Below are 16,727 nucleotides of genomic sequence, written 5' to 3'. Positions count from 1 at the left end.
CCGCCCGCCCAAGTTCCCTATTTTCCCTACTGGAAAAATAGGGAATGATGAAGTCCGGCCGGATGGAGGGGAGCGGGCGTGACGGTGGTGGATGCGGCGGCCGAAACACTCGACCGCGCGTGGTGGCTACAGATCGCCGGCGAGGCGGCGGACGACCTCGCCACGGACGCGGTCGTCCGCGACCAGGCCGGCAAGACGCCGTACGGCGAGATCGCCCGGCTCCGCGAGGCGGGGCTGCTGGCGCTGCTGATCCCCGTCGAGCACGGGGGAGGGGGTGCGGGCTGGTCCACGGCCTGCGCGGTCGTACGGAAGATCGCCGCGGCCGACGGTGCGATCGGCCAGGTGCTCGGCTGCCACTACCTGCTGTCCTCCAGCGCCCGCTTCTTCGGCGGGGCCGATCTCGCCGCCCGGGTGGAGCGCGAGTCGGCGGCCGGGCAGTGGTGCTGGGGCGGCGGTCTGACCCCGCGCGAGCCACGGCTGACGCTCACCTCCGGCAGGGACGGCCGGCTGGTGAACGGGCGCCAGGGGTACGCCACCGGCGTGCTGGTCGCCGACCGGCTGGCCGTCCGTGTCACCCACGCCGACACCGGCGAACCGCTGGCCGTGCTCGTCGACACCGCCCACCCCGGCGTGGTGTGCGGCGGCGACGACGGGGACACCTTCGGGCAGCGGCTGGCGGCCGGTGGAAGCGTGGAGTTCGACGCGGTGCCGGTCGAGGACGACGCGGTTCTCGGCCCGCTCTCCTGGGACGAGGACACCCTCTCGCCGTTCAGTGGGCTGGCCGCGCCGACCGGCCGTCTGGTCTCGGCGCAGATATGTCTCGGGATCGCGCAGGGGGTGCTCGCCGAGGCCCGCGAGTACACCAGGGCGGTGCACGCGCCCTGGCCGCACAGCTCCCCGCGCGATCCGTACGCGCTGACCACCTACGGGGAGCTGACCGTCGCCACCTTCTCCGCCGCCGCCCTCGCCGATCAGGCGCTGGAGGCCCTGGACGGCGGGCTGGCGCGCGGCGAGGACCTGACCGACGACGAATGCGCCGAGATCACCGTGCTGGCCGCCGCGGCCGAGGCCGCCGCCTCCCGGGCCGCCCACGACGCCACCGCCCGCGCCCTGGACGTCGTCGGCGCCCGTTCCGCCTCCTCGGCCTACGGATTCGACCGCTTCTGGCGCAACGCGCGCACCCACACCCTCTACGACCCCGTCGCCCACCGGCTCCACGAGGTCGGCGACTACTTCCTCAACGGTGAGCACCCCCCGTTCACCCTGCCCTTCTGACGGCCCGGTGGGTAAGGGGCGGATAATCGGCGCATGCGGATCTCGGCGAAGGCGGACTATGCGGTGCGTGCGGCGTTGGAACTGGCCGTGGCGGGGGAGGACACCTCCGTCAAGGCCGAGGCGATCGCCGGTGCGCAGGGCATCCCGCACAAGTTCCTCGAGGGGATCCTGGGCGATCTGCGCCGGGGCGGTCTGGTGGCCAGCCAGCGCGGCGGCAAAGGCGGCTACCGGCTGGCCCGCCCGGCGGACACCATCAGCATCGCCGAGGTGATCCGGGTGGTCGACGGCCCCCTGGTGTCGGTGCGCGGAGTGCGCCCGCCCGAGCTGTCGTACTGCGGACCGGCGGAGTCGCTGCTGCCGCTGTGGATCGCGGTACGGGCCAACGTACGCAAGATCCTCGGCGAGGTGACCCTCGCGGAGGTGGCCGCGGCCAAGCTGCCCGGCGATGTCGTGGGGCTCGCCGAGGACCCGGAGGCGTGGACCAACCCGTAGCGGCCGGGCGATCACCCCTCGGGCCGTCGGGGCCCGGGCCGCCTTACGAACCGGCGCCGGGCCGCCTTACGAACCGGCGCCGGGCCGCCTTACGAACCGGCGTCCAGGCCGTCGACCATGCGGTCGAGCAGCCGGGCGAACGTGGCGTCGGGGGTGAGCGGGCGTACCGGGGCGGAGAGGGCCTCGGCGAGCTCCGGATGGTGTCCGTCGGCGGCCACCGCGGCGAGATAGCGGGCTTCTGCGGCGGCCCGCTCGGGTGAGGCGGAGAGCGCGGCCTGGGCGATCTCGTCGGCGACGAGCCTGGCGGCGAAGCCTGTGATCAGGCTGAACACCTCCAGCTTCGCGCCCCCGTCCAGCGCGGTGGGCCGCAGGGCGGCGAGCGCGTGTTCCAGGAAGGCCAGGGTGTTGGGCCCGAGGGACCAGCGGCGGTTGAACAGCGCGCCGGGCAGCCAGGGGTGGCGGAGCATCAGCCCCCGCTGGGCATGGGCGATGGCCTTCAGATCGGCACGCCAGTCGCCGGTCAGCGGGTCCGCCGGTGACAGCTCGCCGCTCACATGGTCGACCATCAGCTGGAGCAGCGTCTCCTTGTCGGGGGCGTAGCTGTACAGCGACATGACCCCGGCGCCGACCTCCGAGGCCACCCGCCGCATGGTGACCGCGTCGATTCCCTCCGCGTCCGCGAGGGCGACCGCCGCGGCGGTGATCGCCGCCCGGCTGAAGGCGGGTTTGCGCCCCTTGCGGGGGCGGCCGGAGTCCAGCCACAGCTGCTGGGGGTCGACGCCTCCGGCGTCGGACCCGTCACCGCGCACCACGACCTGACCGCTCCTTCCCCGCATGTCGACTCGCCCTGCCATGTCGACTCGCCACGCCATGGCGACTCGCCCCGCCATGGCGACTTGCGGAATCCATCCAAGCATCTACTATTCTCGTACGTGGTACGAGATTGCGGGAGGGGAACGCGGGATGACGTCACACACGCGCGACGGAGTGTCCGGGACCACGGACGGCGGGGCCGGCACCACCTGGGTCGCGCCCTCGGGCAAGCCGCCGCTGTCCGCACGGATGATGAGGGCGACCTGGCGCGGTCTGCCGGCCAAGCGGTACGAGGCCGGATGGGAGCCGGGCCTCGAGGTCCCGGCCGCCGACGGCAGCCTCCTCCGCACGGACCACTACTTCCCCCGCGCGCGGGGCGACTTCCCCACCCTGCTGGTGCGCTCGCCCTACGGCAGGGGAGTGCCCTGGTCACCCATGTACGGTGTGCTCTTCGCCGAGCAGGGCTTCCATGTAGTGCTCCAAGCCTGCCGCGGCACCGGTGGCTCGGGCGGCGAGTTCCACTTCTGGCGGAACGAGGCCGCGGACGGCCGGGCCACCGTGGACTGGCTGCGTGACCAGCCCTGGTTCGACGGCGCGCTGGGCACCGTGGGCCCGAGCTATCTCGGCTATGTGCAGTGGGCGCTCGCCCTGGACCCGCCGCCGGAGCTACGGGCGATGGTGGTGCAGGTCGGCCTGCACGACCCGTACGCCCTGTTCCACCGCGACGGCGCCCTGCAACTGGAGAACGCGCTGCTCGTCGGCTCCGGTATGACCTCCCAGCACCGGGGGTTCGGCCCCTTCCTCCGGGCCACGCTGCGGCTGCGGCGCCACCTCGCGGAGATGACCCGGGCGCTGCCGCTGCGTGGCTCGTACGTCCGCGGGTTCGGGGGCGAGGTGCCCTGGCTGGACGAGGTGATGTCCCACCCGGACGCCGGTGACCCGTTCTGGGAGGGCGCGTCCACGGGCGGCGCCGCGGCCACCTCGCGCGTCCCCACCTGTCTGATCAGCGGGTGGCATGACGCGCTGGTGGACCAGACCTTCGAGCAGTACGGCCGGCTGCGCCGGGCGGGCTGCGACACCTCCCTGCTCGTCGGCCCCTGGACCCACACCTCAGCGCTCCAGAAGGGCTGGCCGGAGGTCTTCGCCGAAAGCCTCGCCTGGCTGCGCGCGCATCTGTGCGACGACCCCTCGGGGCTGCGTCCGACCGGGGTGCGGGTGCACATCGGCGGCCAGGAGCACTGGCGGGACCTCGCCGAGTGGCCGCCGGCCCCGGCCGCCGGCCAGTGGTTCCCCGCGGAGGACGGGCGGCTCGTCCGGCAGCCGTCCGAGGCATCCGTCCCGCTCGCCGCCTTCCGCTACGACCCGGCCGACCCCACCCCGTCCATCGGTGGACCACTGCTCTCGTCCACCGCCGGGAGCCGTGACAACGGCGGCCTGGAGGGGCGACCCGATGTGCTGACGTTCACCAGCGAGCCGCTGGACGAGCCCCTGGACGTCCTCGGCCCGGTGGCCGCACGGCTGCGGATCTCCACGGACACCGGGTACGCCGATGTCTTCGCCCGACTCTGCGACGTCGACGAAAAGGGCCGCTCCGTCAATGTGTGCGACGGGCTGGTGCGGCTGCCCACCACACCTGAGCACCCCCTGGAGGTCACCGTGCCGATGAGCTCCACCGCCCACCGCTTCGCCCCCGGCCACCGGGTCCGCCTCCAGCTCAGCGGCGGCGCCCACCCGCGTTTCGCCCGCAACACCGGAAGCGGCGAGCCGACGCTCGACGCGACCACCCTCACGCCCGTGCGCATCACCGTGCACGGGGGCTCGGCGCTGGAGCTGCCTCAGGTCCGCGCCGAACGATGAGACGGTCGCCGGCGCGCGGGGGGCGTCAGCGGCCGTCTCATCCGTCCACCACATAGCCGAGGGCCTTGTCGACCACATTGCGCAGGGGGCGGCCCTCGCGCCGTCGCAGCAGATTGTCGAGGAAGAGTTCGCCCAGGTCGGCGCGCCAGTCCGTGACCTCGCCCGCGGTGTGCGGGGAGATGATGACACCCGGCATCTCCCACAGGGGGGATTCCATCGGCAGCGGCTCATGGGTGAAGACATCCAGCGCCGCCCCGGCCAGCCTGCCCTGGGCCAGGGCGTCGACAAGGGCCTGCTCGTCGACCAGTGGGCCACGCCCGACGTTGACCAGCCGCGCGCCCCGCTTCATCGCCGCCAGTACGGGCGCGTCGACCATGCCACGGGTGGCGGGGGTGAGCGGGGCGGCCAGGACCACGTAGTCCGCCTCGCCCAGCGCCGCGCGCAGCCCCGCCGGGCCGTGCACCACGCCGAAGTCCGGGTCGGCGGCCCTTGGGGTGCGGCCGGCGCCGCTGACCCGCATGCCGACCGCGCGCAGCAGCCGGGCGACGGCCCGCCCGATGGAGCCGGTGCCCCAGACCAGGACCGTACGGTTGCCGATGCGCTCGCTGTCCGAGGGCCGCCACTCCCGGCGGCGCTGATGCTCCCAGGTGCCGGGGAAGTCCTTGGCGAGGGAGAGGATCAGCCCCAGGACGTACTCGGCGATGGGCCGGTCGTAGACGCCCCGCGCGTTGGTGAGCACCACCTCGGGGTTGCCGGTCAGCGCGGGGAAGAGGAACGGCTCCACCCCGGCCGCCGCCACATGCACCCAGCGCGGGGCCTTCGCCGGATCGTCCGGCCAGGCGCCGGCCACCGCGGAGGTCAGCGGCCACCACGCGAGCAGGGCGTCCGCGCCGGGGAGGAACAGCGGCAGCTCCTCCTCGGTGGCGTACACCGTCTCGGCGAGGGACTCGATCCGCGCCCGGTTGGGCGGCAGATGGTCCCGGTACAGGACGACCAGCCGGTCAGCCACGTCCGGCTCCCACGGCGGCGGCCGCGGCGGTGGCATCGGTCATGACGGGGCTCCCACGGGCGTGACGGGTACGGGCGGACGCCTCAAGCGTGGCCGAGGCCACGGCGGTGGACAACGGACAGAGTGTCCACCCGATGACGAGGGACGGAACACGGTGGACGTTGACGGTGGCCGACGGCTGAACCAGGGTGATGGCCAGCCGGAACGCGCCACCGGTCGCTCCGGAGCCACCCCGCCGTGCGTGTCCACCGAATGCTTGACCCACGATGCCCGCCACGCCCCGGCATCGGCCCGCGCCGCAGCGCCCCTCCTCGTCCCCAGGAGAAGCAAGCATGTCCCTTCCCAGAACCTCCCGCGATCCCTCCCGAGAGCCCCTCCAGGGCTCCGCCGCCACCCTGGACAACGCCCCCGTCACCGCCTTCCACCGCAGAATGGTCGCCGTCGCCATGGGCGGTCCGTTCTGCGACGGCTATCTGCTCGGCATCATGGGGGTGGCGCTCAGCCTGATCACCCCGGCCCTGGACCTGGACACGATGTGGACCGGGCTGGTGGCGGCCTCCGTCCTCGTCGGCGTCTTCCTCGGCGGTGTGGTGTTCGGCCCGATCACCGACCGGGTGGGCCGCCATCTGATGTACGTGCTCAATCTGGTCGCGTTCGTGATCGGCTCCGCGCTCCAGTTCTTCGTCACCGAGGCGTGGCAGCTGGTGGTGCTGCGGCTGTTCATCGGCATCGCGATCGGCGCCGACTACCCGATCGCCTCGGCCCTCACCACCGAACTGGTGCCGCGCCGGATGCGCGGCCCCGCCCTGTCCGGGCTGGTCCTGGCCTGGTGGGTGGGGTACGGGGTCAGCTTCTGGGCCGGCTGGCTGCTGCTGGGCACCGGCGACGACGACTGGCGCTGGATGCTCGCCTCCGGCGCGGTCCCCGCCGTGCTCTTCCTGCTCCTGCGGGCGGGCGTGCCCGAGTCGCCCCGCTGGCTGGCCTCGCGGGGACGGGTGGAGGAGGCCAGGGAGGTCGTACGCCGCCACCTCGGCCAGGAGGTCAGCGCCGAGGAACTGCTCGCCGAGGTCCGTCAGGACCGGCGAGGCGGCTCCGGGCTCGGCAACCTCGCCGAAATGTTCCGCCGTGGCTATGGGATCCCCGCGCTGTTCTGCTCGCTGTTCTGGATCTGTCAGGTGGCGCCGGCCTTCGCGGTGCGGTCCTTCCAGCCGCAGATGCTGGAGTCGTTCGGCGTGACCGGCACCTTCGGCGCCAGCGCGCTGATCACCACGCTCGCGGTCGCCGGAACGGGCCTGGGGCTGGTCGTGGTCAACCGCGTCGGCAGGCGTCCGCTGCTCATCGGCAGCTTCCTGTGCGTCAACATCTCCCTGATCGCCCTCACCGTGCTGCCACTGCACTACGCGGCCCTGGTGGTGGCGCTCTTCGCCGCCTTCCAGTTCTTCGAGGCCGCGGGCAGCGGACTCCAGTTCGTCTACCCCAGCGAGCTGTTCCCCACCGACCTGAGGGCCACCGGCGTCGGCGTCGCCACCGCCATGAGCCGGGTGGGCTCCGCCTCCAGCACCTTCCTGCTCCCGATGGCCACCGCCGACCTCGGGGTCCGCGGCACCCTCGCCATCGGGGTGGCCATCACGCTCATCGGCCTGGTGGTGTCCGTCGTCCTCGCCCCCGAGACCAAGAACCTCGGCCTGGCCGAAGCCAGCAGCCGCGCCTGACCCGCCCCCTGCCCGACGAGCCGTCAAAATCCCTTTACCGGAAAGGACCCACCCATGCGCAAGCTGGTCTCCTTCGACTGCTACCGCACGCTCATCAACTTCGACACCCGCACCGCCACCCATGAGATCGTCAAGGACCGCCTCGCCGAACTCGGCGTGGACCCCGATCGGTTCCACCACGACGCGTATGTGATGCGCTTCCAGGGCGTCCTGGACGAGTACCTGCCCTACCGGGAAGTCGTCCGCCGCACCCTGCGCAATGTCATGACGCTGCACGGCCTGGAGTACCGGGACGAGGACGGCGAGGCGCTGATCGAGGCCATCAAGAAGTTCGTCCCCTTCCGCGAGGTCCCCGACGCACTGCGCCGCCTCAAGGGCGAGTACGACATCGCGATCCTCTCCAACAGCGAGGACGACCTGATCACTTACGCCGTCGAGGCGCTGGGCGTGGACTTCGACCATGTGCTCACCGCCGAGCAGGCCGGTGCCTACAAGCCGCTGCCGCAGGCGTTCGAGTACCTCATGACGGCCACCGGCCGCGGTCCCGAGGACATCATCCACACCGCCCAGGGCTGGGAGTACGACATCATGCCGACCAAGCGGTACCCGGGCATGCGGCGGATCTGGGTGAACCGCTACGGCTTCCCCGGCTCGGACGCCTTCCAGCCGTACGAGGAGATCAAGGACCTGTCCGAGCTGCCCCCGCTGCTCGGCGTCTGACCCTGGGGCCCTTCCGGCGGATCTCCGTGGAAGAAGGACCCCAGCCCCCGGCCCCACCGCCACCCACTCCACCGCCACCCACCCCACCGCTCTTCGCCGCGAAGGGAATCCATGACCGCCACCACGGCCGGCCGTCCGGCACCGGTCAACGGCCGCGTCGCCCACTGGTTCGCCGAACTCCCCACCCCCCGCCCGGCGTTGCCCGGCGACCGCGACGCGGATGTATGCGTCGTCGGCGCCGGACTGACCGGGCTGTGGACCGCGTACTACCTCAAACACGCCGACCCCGGTCTCCGGATCACCGTCCTGGAGGCCGAGTTCGCCGGATTCGGCGCCTCGGGCCGTAACGGCGGCTGGGCCTCCGGACTGATCCCGGGCGCCCGCGACCGGATGGCCAGGGCCTACGGCGGGCCCGCGGTCCTGGACTGGCAGCGGGCCATGAACGAGGCGGTGGACGAGGTGATCGACGTGGCCGCCCGCGAGGGCATCGACGCGGACATCGTCAAGGGCGGCACCCTGCGCGTCGCCCGCACCCCCGCCCAGGCCACCCGGCTGCGCCACAAGGTCGAGCAGGACCATGAGTGGGGGGTGGCCGACTCGGTGCTGCTCACCCCCGCCGAATCCGCGGCGCGCATCCGTATCGACGGGGTCACCGCCGCCGCCTTCACCCCGCACTGCGCCCGGTTGCAGCCGGCCGCCCTGGTCCGCGGCCTCGCCGACACCGTCGAGCGGCTCGGTGTCACCATCCATGAGAAGTCCCCGGTCACCGCCATCGAACCGGGCCGGGCGATCACCGCGCACGGCACCGTACGGGCCCCCGTCGTGCTCCGGGCCACCGAGGGGTTCACCGCGTCCCTCAAGGGGCACCGGCGCACTTGGCTGCCCATGAACAGTTCCATGATCGTCACCGAGCCGCTGCCCGCGCGGATCTGGCGGGAGATCGGCTGGGAGGGCCGGGAGACCCTCGGGGACACCGCCCACGGCCATATGTACGCCCAGCGCACCGCCGACGACCGGATCGCGATCGGCGGGCGCGGGGTGCCCTACCGCTTCGGCTCGCGCACCGACAACGGGGGGCGGGTCGGCGAGCGCACGATCGGCCAGCTCACCGGGACCCTGGAGCGGATGCTGCCGCAGACGGCCGGGGCCCGGGTGGACCACGCCTGGTGCGGGGTGCTGGCCGTGCCCCGCGACTGGTCCGCCACGGTCGGCCTGGACCGGGCCACCGGGCTCGGCTGGGCCGGTGGGTACGTCGGCCACGGCGTCACCTCCACCAATCTGGCCGCCCGCACCCTCACCGATCTGGTCCTGGCCCGCGACACCCGGCTCACCCGGCTGCCGTGGACCGGCCACGCCCCGGGCACCTGGGAGCCCGAGCCGTTCCGCTGGCTGGGGGTGCGCGGCCTGTACACCGCCTACCGCCTCGCCGACCGCCACGAGGCGGGCGGACGTGTCCGTACCTCACCCATCGCCACCATCGCCGACCTCATCGCACGCCGCCCGTGAGGCCGGGTGCCGCCGCGCCCGGCCCCGGTCCGACGGCCCTGGGCGCGGCGGCCCGGCTCTGCGATGATGAGCGGTATCCGGAGGGAGTCCGTCCAGATGCCGTTGCTCACGGTTGCCGACGTCCTGCGTCTTCCCGTCATCGTCGCGGGACTTCCCCGTGTGATGGCCGGTGAGGAGCAGCTGACCCGTGCGGTCCGCTGGGTGCACGTCACCGAGCTGCTCGACCCCGCCTCGTTCCTCGAAGGCGGGGAGCTCGTACTGACCACCGGCATGCCCCAGCCCAACGACCCCAGCCGGTTGCGCGGCTATGTGGACCAGCTGGCCGACATCGGCGCCGCGGGGCTCGTGGTGGAGCTCGGCCGCCGCTACCAGCAGGCGCCGCCGGACCTGGTGGCCGCCTGCCGCGCCCGGGACCTCCCCCTGATCGTCCTGTCCCGTGGCATCCGCTTCATCGAGGTGACCCAGAACGTCCACGCGCTGATCCTCGACGCACAGGGCGAGCTGCTGCGCCGCTCCCAGCAGGTGCACGAGATCTTCACCGGGCTCACGCTGCGCAACGCCGAGCCGAAGGAGCTGGTGCGCGCCGCCGCCGATCTGATGGGCCGCCCGGTGGTTCTGGAGAACCTGCTGCACCACGCGGTGTTCTCCGGTACGGCGGGCGGCGCGGCCGGCCAGATCCTGGAGGCGTGGCAGCGCCGCTCCCGCGCCACGCCGACCCCCGACACCACGCGGATCAGCGGCCCCGAGGGCTGGCTGGTGGCCTCCGTCGAGCACAACGGCCGGCGCTGGGGGCGGCTGGTGGCGGTGCCGAACGCGACCGCCCCCGCGGCCGACCCGGAACACACCATGATCCTGGGGCGCGCCGCCACCGCACTCACCCTCGCCCGGCTGACCGGCCACACCCAGTGGGACCGCCAGGCCCACACCTGCGCCCTGCTGGAGCTGTTGCGCTGGAGCTACCGCGGCCGCACCGAGGCACGCATCCGCATCGAGGCCCTCGGCATACCGGTCGTCGGCCACCGCCTCATCGCCCTCGCCATCGGCCACCACGGCGCCACCGCCGACGAGACGGGCCTGGACGACCGGCTCGCCGACGCCCTCCAGGGCTCCGGCATCCGGGCCCTGGTGGGGAGGCTCTCCCCGGACCGGACCGGCGTGCTGCTCGCCCTGGCCCGGGCCAGCGCCTGGCAGCCGGTGGTGGAGCGGGTCAGCCGGCTCACCGAGGAGACGCTGGGCGCGCCGGCGGTGGTGGCGGTCGGACCGGGGGTGACCGAGATCGACCAGGTGGCGAGGGCGTTCCGGGAGGCCGAGGAGGTCGTGGACGCCATCGGCCCCACCACCCCGCACCGGCCGTTCCATGTGCCCTCCGACGTCGGACTGTCCGAGCTGCTGTACGCGCTCCGCGATGACATCCGTGTGCAAAGGTATGTCGAGCACCAGCTGGGCAGGCTGATCGAGTACGACGAGCGCCACGCGGGCGATCTGCTGACCACGCTGCGCCACTACCTTGCCGCGGGCAACAAGTCCATCGCCGCCAAACAGATCGGCCTGTCCCGCCAGGCGTTCTACCAGCGGTTGCACACCATAGAACGGCTCCTCGGCCGCGACCTGGAGTCCGGTGTGCAGCGCACCCAGCTCCATGTCGCCGTCACCGCCCTGGACACGCTGACGGCGGCCGGCGCGGGAGGATGGGACGCATGACATCCGAGACCGGCTATCTGCTGGACAACCGGCAGCGCGAGGCCGGCCGGCGCTTCGACGCGCTGGCCGAGCTCTTCGACCCGTGGACCCTGGACCACCTCGACCAGCTCGGCCTGGCCGCCGGATGGCGCTGCTGGGAGGTGGGAGCGGGCGGGCCCTCGGTGCCCACCGCCCTCGCCGAGCGGGTCGGGCCCACCGGGCGGGTGCTGGTGACCGACATCGACACCTCCTGGCTGAGAGCCTGTGTCACATCCCCGGCCGGGCGTGCGGCGTCTGGCACGCACGCTGATCCGGCCGGGGATGTGACACAGGCTCTTACGGAGCTGTCCGGCCCGGCCACCGGGCCGATCGAGGTGCGGCGCCACGACGTGGCCCGCGACGAGCCGCCGGGCGACGGCTTCGACCTCGTCCACGTCCGGCTGGTACTGGTGCATCTGCCCGACCGGGCCGAGGCGCTGCGGCGGATGGCCGGGGCGGTGCGGCCGGGCGGATGGCTGGTGGTGGAGGACGCGGACCCGGCGCTCCAGCCCCTGGCCTGCCCCGATGAGCGCGGCCCGGCCGAGGAGCTGGCCAACCGGATCCGCCGCGGGTTCCGCGCGCTGCTCGCCGAGCGCGGTGTGGACCTCTCCTTCGGCCGCACCCTGCCCGCCCTGCTGCGCGGCGCCGGGCTGCACGACGTACGCGCCGAGGGCTGCTTCCCGCTGACCTCCCCGGCCTGCCGGGAGCTGGAGGCGGCCACCGTGCGTCAGCTGCGCGGACGGCTGGTGGCGGGCGGCCTGGCCACCGAGGAGGAGATCGAGCGCCATCTGGACCATCTGCGCGGCGAGGGCATGGACGTCACCACCGCCCCGCTCATCACGTGCTGGGGGCGGCGTCCGGACTGAGCGCCGAACGTTCCGAGGAGCCGCGCTCAGTCGAGCAGACCGAGTTGGCTCGCCGCCCGGATCGCCAGCCAGACCTCGGCGAACGCACCCGTGGTGGACAGATCGCGGCCGGTCAGCTCGCTGAAGCGGCGCAGCCGGTAGGCGAGCGTATTGGGGTGCACATGGAGCGCCGCCGCCGCCTCGTCCGTACGGCGGTCGCGCTCCATCCAGGTGCGCACCGACGTCAGCAGCCGTGAGCCGTGGCCGGTGTCGTAGCGCAGCGCCTCGCCCAGCACATGCTCGACCAGGTCGGTGAGCGCGGCCGGGTCGTCGGGCAGCCAGCGGCCGGTCACATCGTCGCCGTACCGCACCAGGGCACGGCCGGACGCGACGGCGTGGGAGGCCGCCCACAGCGCCTCGCGCTGGGCGATCCGCAGCGGGGAACCGGGGCTGAACGGGCGGCTCATCCCGGCGGCCACACCCGGCAGGGACTCGACCGCCTCGCCCAGGTCGGGCGAGCCGAGCAGATAGCGGTCCGCACCGCGCTTGAGCAGCAGACACGGCTGGTCCTCCAGCGCCCGCAGCACGGCGTCCTCGGTGACCCCCCTGACCACCGCCAGCACGGTCTCGCCCTCGATGGAGTGGCGCAGCAGATGGCGCCGCGCCACCGCCGGTTCGAGCGCGCCCTGGAGCAGCTCGGCGAGGATCTCCGCGCCCTCGCGGCGCAGCGTCTCCCGCTCGGTGCGGACCATGGCGAGCTGGAAGGCGGCCACCGTGGCGATGTGCTGCACCACGGCGAGCCCGGCCGGGCGCGCGCCCTCCCGTTCGAAGGCGATGAGGAACCCCGCCGGGCCACCGGGGGAGGGGACCGGGAGGGCGAAGCCACCGGGGATGGTCGGCGGGGCGTCCGCCGAACCGGGGATCACCGACGCGTCGGGCGCGGGCACCCCCGGCAGCAGCGGCCTGCCCTGGGTGGTGCACAGATAGATGTCGTAACCGGACAGCTTCTCCAGCCGGCCGAACAGCGTCGCGGTGTCCAGGTTCTCCGAGGTCAGCCAGCGCAGCGCGCCGAACACCTGGAGCTGGGCGCCCAGCCGGTGGCGGGCGTCCTCCTGGACGGCGGCGGCCACCTCCTGCGCCACCGCCATGAACGGCACGGCCAGCGGGATCTCCAGGACCGGCATCCCCCGCTCCTCGGCGGCGTCGAAGAACGCCCGGCGCAGCGGGGGCATCCGCAGCTGGGCGGAGACCGCGAGGGCGGCCACCCCGGCGTCGTCCAGCCGCTCCAGATAGGCCCGCTGCCCGGCCGCCGAGCGGGGCATCGCTATCCCCGTCGTCATGATCATCTCGGAGCCGAGCAGCCAGGGCGTGGGGTCGTCCAGCTCGCTCACATGCGCCCAGGACACCGAGCGGTGCAGCCCCGCGCCACCCGCGATCAACCGCAGCTGAAGGGCCGGATACGACAGCAGATCGTCGACCGTCACACCCTGCTCTTTGTTGTTCACCACAAATTGAGCCTAACTCTTTGTCTCAGCAACGATTGTCGCGCGGTTCCTCCGCTGTGCAGACTCGCTCGACCGGACCCCACCGGCGCACGTCAAGAAGGGACTGCAACACCATGACCGAACCCCGAGGGCCCGTCGACTCCTCCCGGGTCCCGCGCTTCGCCGGCCCGGCCACCTTCGCCAGGCTGCCCCGCCTCGACGAGGTCGCGGGGGCCGACGTGGCGGTGGTGGGCGTCCCGTTCGACGGCGGTGTCTCCTACCGCCCCGGCGCCCGCTTCGGACCCGCCGCGGTCCGCGAGGCCAGCCGGCTGCTGCGCCCCTACCACCCGGGCCTGGACGTGTCCCCGTTCGCCACCCAGCAGGTGGCCGACGCCGGTGACATCGCCGTCAACCCCTTCGACATCGGCGAGGCCATCGAGACCATCCAGGACGCCGCGGGCAGCCTCCAGGCCGAAGGAACCCGCCTGGTCACCATCGGCGGCGACCACACCATCGCGCTCCCGCTGCTGCGCGCCGCCGCAACGAGGCACGGCCCGGTAGCGGTGCTCCACTTCGACGCCCACCTGGACACCTGGGACACCTACTTCGGCGCCGAGCACACCCACGGCACCCCGTTCCGCCGGGCGGTGGAGGAGGGCATCGTCGACACCTCCGCCCTCTCGCACGTCGGCACCCGCGGCCCGCTGTACGGTAAGCAGGACCTCACCGAGGACGAGAAGCTGGGCTTCGGCATCGTCACCTCCGCCGATGTCTACCGGCGCGGCGCCGACGAAGTGGCCGACCAGCTGCGCCAGCGCATCGGCGACCGGCCGCTGTACATCTCCATCGACATCGACTGCCTCGACCCGGCCCACGCCCCCGGCACCGGCACCCCCGAGGCGGGCGGCCTGACCTCCCGCGAGCTCCTGGAGATCCTGCGCGGCCTGGCCGGATGCCGTCTGATCGGCGCGGACGTGGTGGAGGTGGCGCCCGCCTACGACCACGCCGAGATCACCTCGGTCGCGGCCTCCCACGTCGCCTACGACCTGATCAGCCTGCTCGCACTGCAAGGGAAGCGGGAGAAGACGGATGAGTGAGTCCCCGGCACTGACCGAGGTCGAGAGCTACGGCGTCGAGCGCATCCCCGACGCGGACCGCAGCGCGACCCCCTTCGACCTGTTCCGCGTCGCGTTCGGTGGCGCCAACACCTTCGCCACCTGTGTGCTCGGCGCGTTTCCGATCCTTTTCGGGCTCTCCTTCTGGCAGGGCCTGGCGGCAACGTTGCTGGGCGTGCTGGGCGGCTCCCTGATCCTCGCCCCCCTCGCGGTGTTCGGCCCGTGCAACGGCACCAACAACGCGGTCTCCTCCTCGGCGCACCTGGGAGTGCACGGGCGGATCGTGGGCTCTTTCCTGTCGCTGCTCACCGCCATCGCGTTCTTCTCCATCTCGGTGTGGTCCTCCGGTGACGCGCTGGTCGGCGGCGCCCACCGGCTGATGGGCGTGCCACAGAACGACGGTGTGTTCGCGCTCGCCTACGGTGTTTTCGGGGCGCTGGTGCTGACGGTGTGCGTGTACGGCTTCCGGTTCATGCTCTTCGTCAACAAGATCGCGGTGGTGGCGGCCTCGACGCTGTTCGTCCTCGGCTTCTTCGCCTTCGTGGGGGACTTCGACCCCGGCTACCAGGGGATGTTCCCCTCGGCGTCCACGGCCGGGTTCTGGCCCGCGTTCATCGGCTCGGCGCTGATCGTGCTGTCCAACCCGGTGTCCTTCGGCGCCTTCCTCGGCGACTGGGCGCGCTACATCCCCGCCGACACCTCGCGCCGCAAGGTCGTCGCGGCGGCGTTCGCCTCGCAGATCGCCACCGTCCTGCCGTTCTTCTTCGGCCTGGCCACCGCCTCGATCATCGCCAAGAAGGCCGCGCCGTACATGGACGCGGGTGCGCCGAACTACGTCGGCGGACTGCTGGCCATCTCGCCCGGCTGGTACTTCCTGCCGGTGTGCCTGCTCGCGCTCATCGGCGGCCTGTCCACCGGCACCACCTCGCTCTACGGCACCGGCCTGGACTTCTCCAGCGTGTTCACCCGGTTCAGCCGGGTGCAGGCCACGCTGTTCGTCGGGGTGCTCTCGATCGGGTTCATCTTCCTGGGCCGGTTCGCCGCCAATCTGTCCCAGTCCATCTCCACCTTCGCCACGCTGATCATCACCTGTACCGCCCCCTGGATGATCATCATGGTGCTCGGCTATGTGACCCGGCGCGGCTGGTACGACCCCGATTCGCTCCAGGTGTTCAACCGGCGCCAGCGCGGCGGCCGCTACTGGTTCCACCACGGCTGGAACTGGCGTGGCATGGGCGCCTGGCTCACCGCGGCGGTGCTCGCCCTGCTCTTCGTCAACGTCCCCGGCCAGTTCGTCGGGCCGTGCGGCGATCTGGTCGACGGCGCGGACATCTCGCTCCCGGTGGGCCTCGCCACCGCCTCGCTCCTCTATCTGGCCCTGCTGTGGCTCTTCCCCGAGCCGCGCGAGGTGTACGGGCCCGAGGGGCCGCGGCTGGTCCGCGCCTCGGACGCGCCCGTACCGCCGATCACCACGGAGGCCGGCGCGCCCGTGCCCGCGGTGGCGGAAGGGGCGTGAGGCCACCGTGCGCCTCATCGACCTCTCCGTGCCCCTGGCCACGGACATGCCGGTCTACCCCGGCGATCCGCGGGTGGCCATCGCCCCCGCCCTGAGCGTCGCCGCCGACGGGGTGAACGTGCTGCACCTGGACATGGGGTCGCAGTCCGGCACCCATGTCGACGCCCCGTTCCACATCGACGACGCGCTGCCCACCCTGGACCGGCTGCCCCTGGAGCGCTTCTGGGGCCGGGCGGTGGTGGTGGACGCCCGTGGCGCGGAGCCCAGGACACCGCTCGGGCCGTCCCTGTTCGAGGGCCGGCTGCGGGCCGGGGCCATCGTGCTGGTGGCCACCGGCTGGTCGCGGCACTGGGGCCACGACGACTACCTCGCCCATCCGTATCTCACCCCGGAGGCCGCCGAACTCCTGGTGGACGCCGGGATCCGCACCGTCGGCATCGACGCGCTGAGCGTCGACGCCACCCCCGCCGACGACCTCCCCGCCCACCGGATCCTGTGCGGCGCCCACGCCGTCATCGTCGAGAACCTCACCGGTCTCGACCCCCTGCTCGACGCGCAGACGGCGGGAGAGCCCATCGAGGTCTCCCTGCTGCCGCTGCGGCTCCCCGCCGCCGACGGCGCCCCGGTACGGGCCGTGGCCCGCGTCGGCTGAACCACCCACGCA

At 72.9% G+C, this 16,727-nt stretch carries 14 protein-coding genes; 11 read left to right on the top strand and 3 right to left on the bottom strand.

The window, feature by feature from the left end:
* The first annotated feature begins 78 nt into the window (after positions 1-78).
* Entirely contained in the window at positions 79-1,275 is a 1,197-nt protein-coding gene (locus ABD329_RS12875) for an acyl-CoA dehydrogenase family protein (protein WP_198275419.1), read from the top strand.
* A gap of 33 nt (positions 1,276-1,308) precedes the next feature.
* Positions 1,309-1,767, top strand: coding sequence for an RrF2 family transcriptional regulator (locus tag ABD329_RS12870; protein WP_198275418.1), 459 nt, complete (start codon positions 1,309-1,311; stop codon positions 1,765-1,767).
* 89 nt (positions 1,768-1,856) lie between these two features.
* Here the strand turns inward: ABD329_RS12870 and ABD329_RS12865 are convergent, their stop codons facing one another.
* Entirely contained in the window at positions 1,857-2,579 is a 723-nt protein-coding gene (locus ABD329_RS12865; protein ID WP_309142615.1) for a TetR/AcrR family transcriptional regulator C-terminal domain-containing protein, read from the bottom strand.
* Positions 2,580-2,832: 253 nt separating this feature from the next.
* Here ABD329_RS12865 and ABD329_RS12860 point away from each other — a divergent pair, with 253 nt between their 5' ends.
* Positions 2,833-4,437: a CocE/NonD family hydrolase gene (locus tag ABD329_RS12860; protein ID WP_246618194.1), complete on the top strand. Its 1,605-nt coding sequence runs from the start codon at positions 2,833-2,835 to the stop codon at positions 4,435-4,437.
* A 37-nt stretch (positions 4,438-4,474) separates the two neighbouring features.
* Here the strand turns inward: ABD329_RS12860 and ABD329_RS12855 are convergent, their stop codons facing one another.
* On the bottom strand, positions 4,475-5,446 hold the full coding sequence (locus ABD329_RS12855; protein WP_198275416.1) for a D-2-hydroxyacid dehydrogenase: 972 nt from the start codon (positions 5,444-5,446) through the stop codon (positions 4,475-4,477).
* A gap of 332 nt (positions 5,447-5,778) precedes the next feature.
* Here ABD329_RS12855 and ABD329_RS12850 point away from each other — a divergent pair, with 332 nt between their 5' ends.
* The 5 genes from ABD329_RS12850 (at position 5,779) to ABD329_RS12830 (ending at position 11,969) form a co-directional block, all read left to right on the top strand.
* Complete coding sequence (locus ABD329_RS12850; RefSeq protein WP_198275415.1) at positions 5,779-7,158, top strand: MFS transporter; 1,380 nt, start codon at positions 5,779-5,781, stop codon at positions 7,156-7,158.
* A gap of 54 nt (positions 7,159-7,212) precedes the next feature.
* Complete coding sequence (locus ABD329_RS12845; RefSeq protein ID WP_344316367.1) at positions 7,213-7,878, top strand: HAD-IA family hydrolase; 666 nt, start codon at positions 7,213-7,215, stop codon at positions 7,876-7,878.
* A gap of 111 nt (positions 7,879-7,989) precedes the next feature.
* Positions 7,990-9,384 carry an NAD(P)/FAD-dependent oxidoreductase gene (locus ABD329_RS12840; protein ID WP_198280108.1) on the top strand — a complete coding sequence of 465 codons (1,395 nt, stop codon included), beginning with the start codon at positions 7,990-7,992 and terminating at the stop codon, positions 9,382-9,384.
* A gap of 96 nt (positions 9,385-9,480) precedes the next feature.
* Positions 9,481-11,085, top strand: a complete 1,605-nt coding sequence (locus ABD329_RS12835) for a PucR family transcriptional regulator (RefSeq protein ID WP_198280109.1) — start codon at positions 9,481-9,483, stop codon at positions 11,083-11,085.
* Positions 11,082-11,969, top strand: a complete 888-nt coding sequence (locus ABD329_RS12830) for a class I SAM-dependent methyltransferase (RefSeq protein WP_425574324.1) — start codon at positions 11,082-11,084, stop codon at positions 11,967-11,969. The genes ABD329_RS12835 and ABD329_RS12830 overlap by 4 nt, the downstream gene beginning before the upstream one ends.
* Before the next feature lie 26 nt (positions 11,970-11,995).
* On the opposite strand, the gene ABD329_RS12825 is transcribed toward ABD329_RS12830, so the two are convergent.
* Entirely contained in the window at positions 11,996-13,456 is a 1,461-nt protein-coding gene (locus tag ABD329_RS12825) for a PucR family transcriptional regulator (protein WP_309142866.1), read from the bottom strand.
* Positions 13,457-13,566: 110 nt separating this feature from the next.
* On the opposite strand from ABD329_RS12825, the gene speB reads away from it, so the two are divergent.
* The 3 genes from speB to ABD329_RS12810 are packed head-to-tail and all read left to right on the top strand — an operon-like array spanning position 13,567 to position 16,715.
* Entirely contained in the window at positions 13,567-14,529 is a 963-nt protein-coding gene (gene speB / locus ABD329_RS12820; protein ID WP_198280111.1) for an agmatinase, read from the top strand.
* A complete protein-coding gene (locus ABD329_RS12815) occupies positions 14,522-16,063 on the top strand; it encodes a purine-cytosine permease family protein (RefSeq protein ID WP_198280112.1) in 1,542 nt (513 codons plus the stop codon). The genes speB and ABD329_RS12815 overlap by 8 nt, the downstream gene beginning before the upstream one ends.
* A gap of 7 nt (positions 16,064-16,070) precedes the next feature.
* Positions 16,071-16,715, top strand: a complete 645-nt coding sequence (locus ABD329_RS12810; RefSeq protein ID WP_344316366.1) for a cyclase family protein — start codon at positions 16,071-16,073, stop codon at positions 16,713-16,715.
* Positions 16,716-16,727: the final 12 nt, after the last annotated feature.

The sequence above is a fragment of the Streptomyces javensis genome, from assembly GCF_039525925.1.
GTDB lineage: Bacteria > Actinomycetota > Actinomycetes > Streptomycetales > Streptomycetaceae > Streptomyces > Streptomyces asiaticus.
Note: the sequence above shows the minus strand (reverse complement) of the source record. Positions and strands in the feature narration are given on the sequence as shown.

Bases quoted from the DNA above. Each gene is read 5' to 3' on its own strand.
- ABD329_RS12830 (WP_425574324.1), top strand. From the start codon at position 11,082: ATGACATCCGAGACCGGCTATCTGCTGGACAACCGGCAGCGCGAGGCC.
- ABD329_RS12835 (WP_198280109.1), top strand. From the start codon at position 9,481: ATGCCGTTGCTCACGGTTGCCGACGTCCTGCGTCTTCCCGTCATCGTC.
- speB (WP_198280111.1), top strand. From the start codon at position 13,567: ATGACCGAACCCCGAGGGCCCGTCGACTCCTCCCGGGTCCCGCGCTTC.
- ABD329_RS12815 (WP_198280112.1), top strand. From the start codon at position 14,522: ATGAGTGAGTCCCCGGCACTGACCGAGGTCGAGAGCTACGGCGTCGAG.
- ABD329_RS12870 (WP_198275418.1), top strand. From the start codon at position 1,309: ATGCGGATCTCGGCGAAGGCGGACTATGCGGTGCGTGCGGCGTTGGAA.
- ABD329_RS12860 (WP_246618194.1), top strand. From the start codon at position 2,833: ATGAGGGCGACCTGGCGCGGTCTGCCGGCCAAGCGGTACGAGGCCGGA.
- ABD329_RS12845 (WP_344316367.1), top strand. From the start codon at position 7,213: ATGCGCAAGCTGGTCTCCTTCGACTGCTACCGCACGCTCATCAACTTC.
- ABD329_RS12840 (WP_198280108.1), top strand. From the start codon at position 7,990: ATGACCGCCACCACGGCCGGCCGTCCGGCACCGGTCAACGGCCGCGTC.
- ABD329_RS12850 (WP_198275415.1), top strand. From the start codon at position 5,779: ATGTCCCTTCCCAGAACCTCCCGCGATCCCTCCCGAGAGCCCCTCCAG.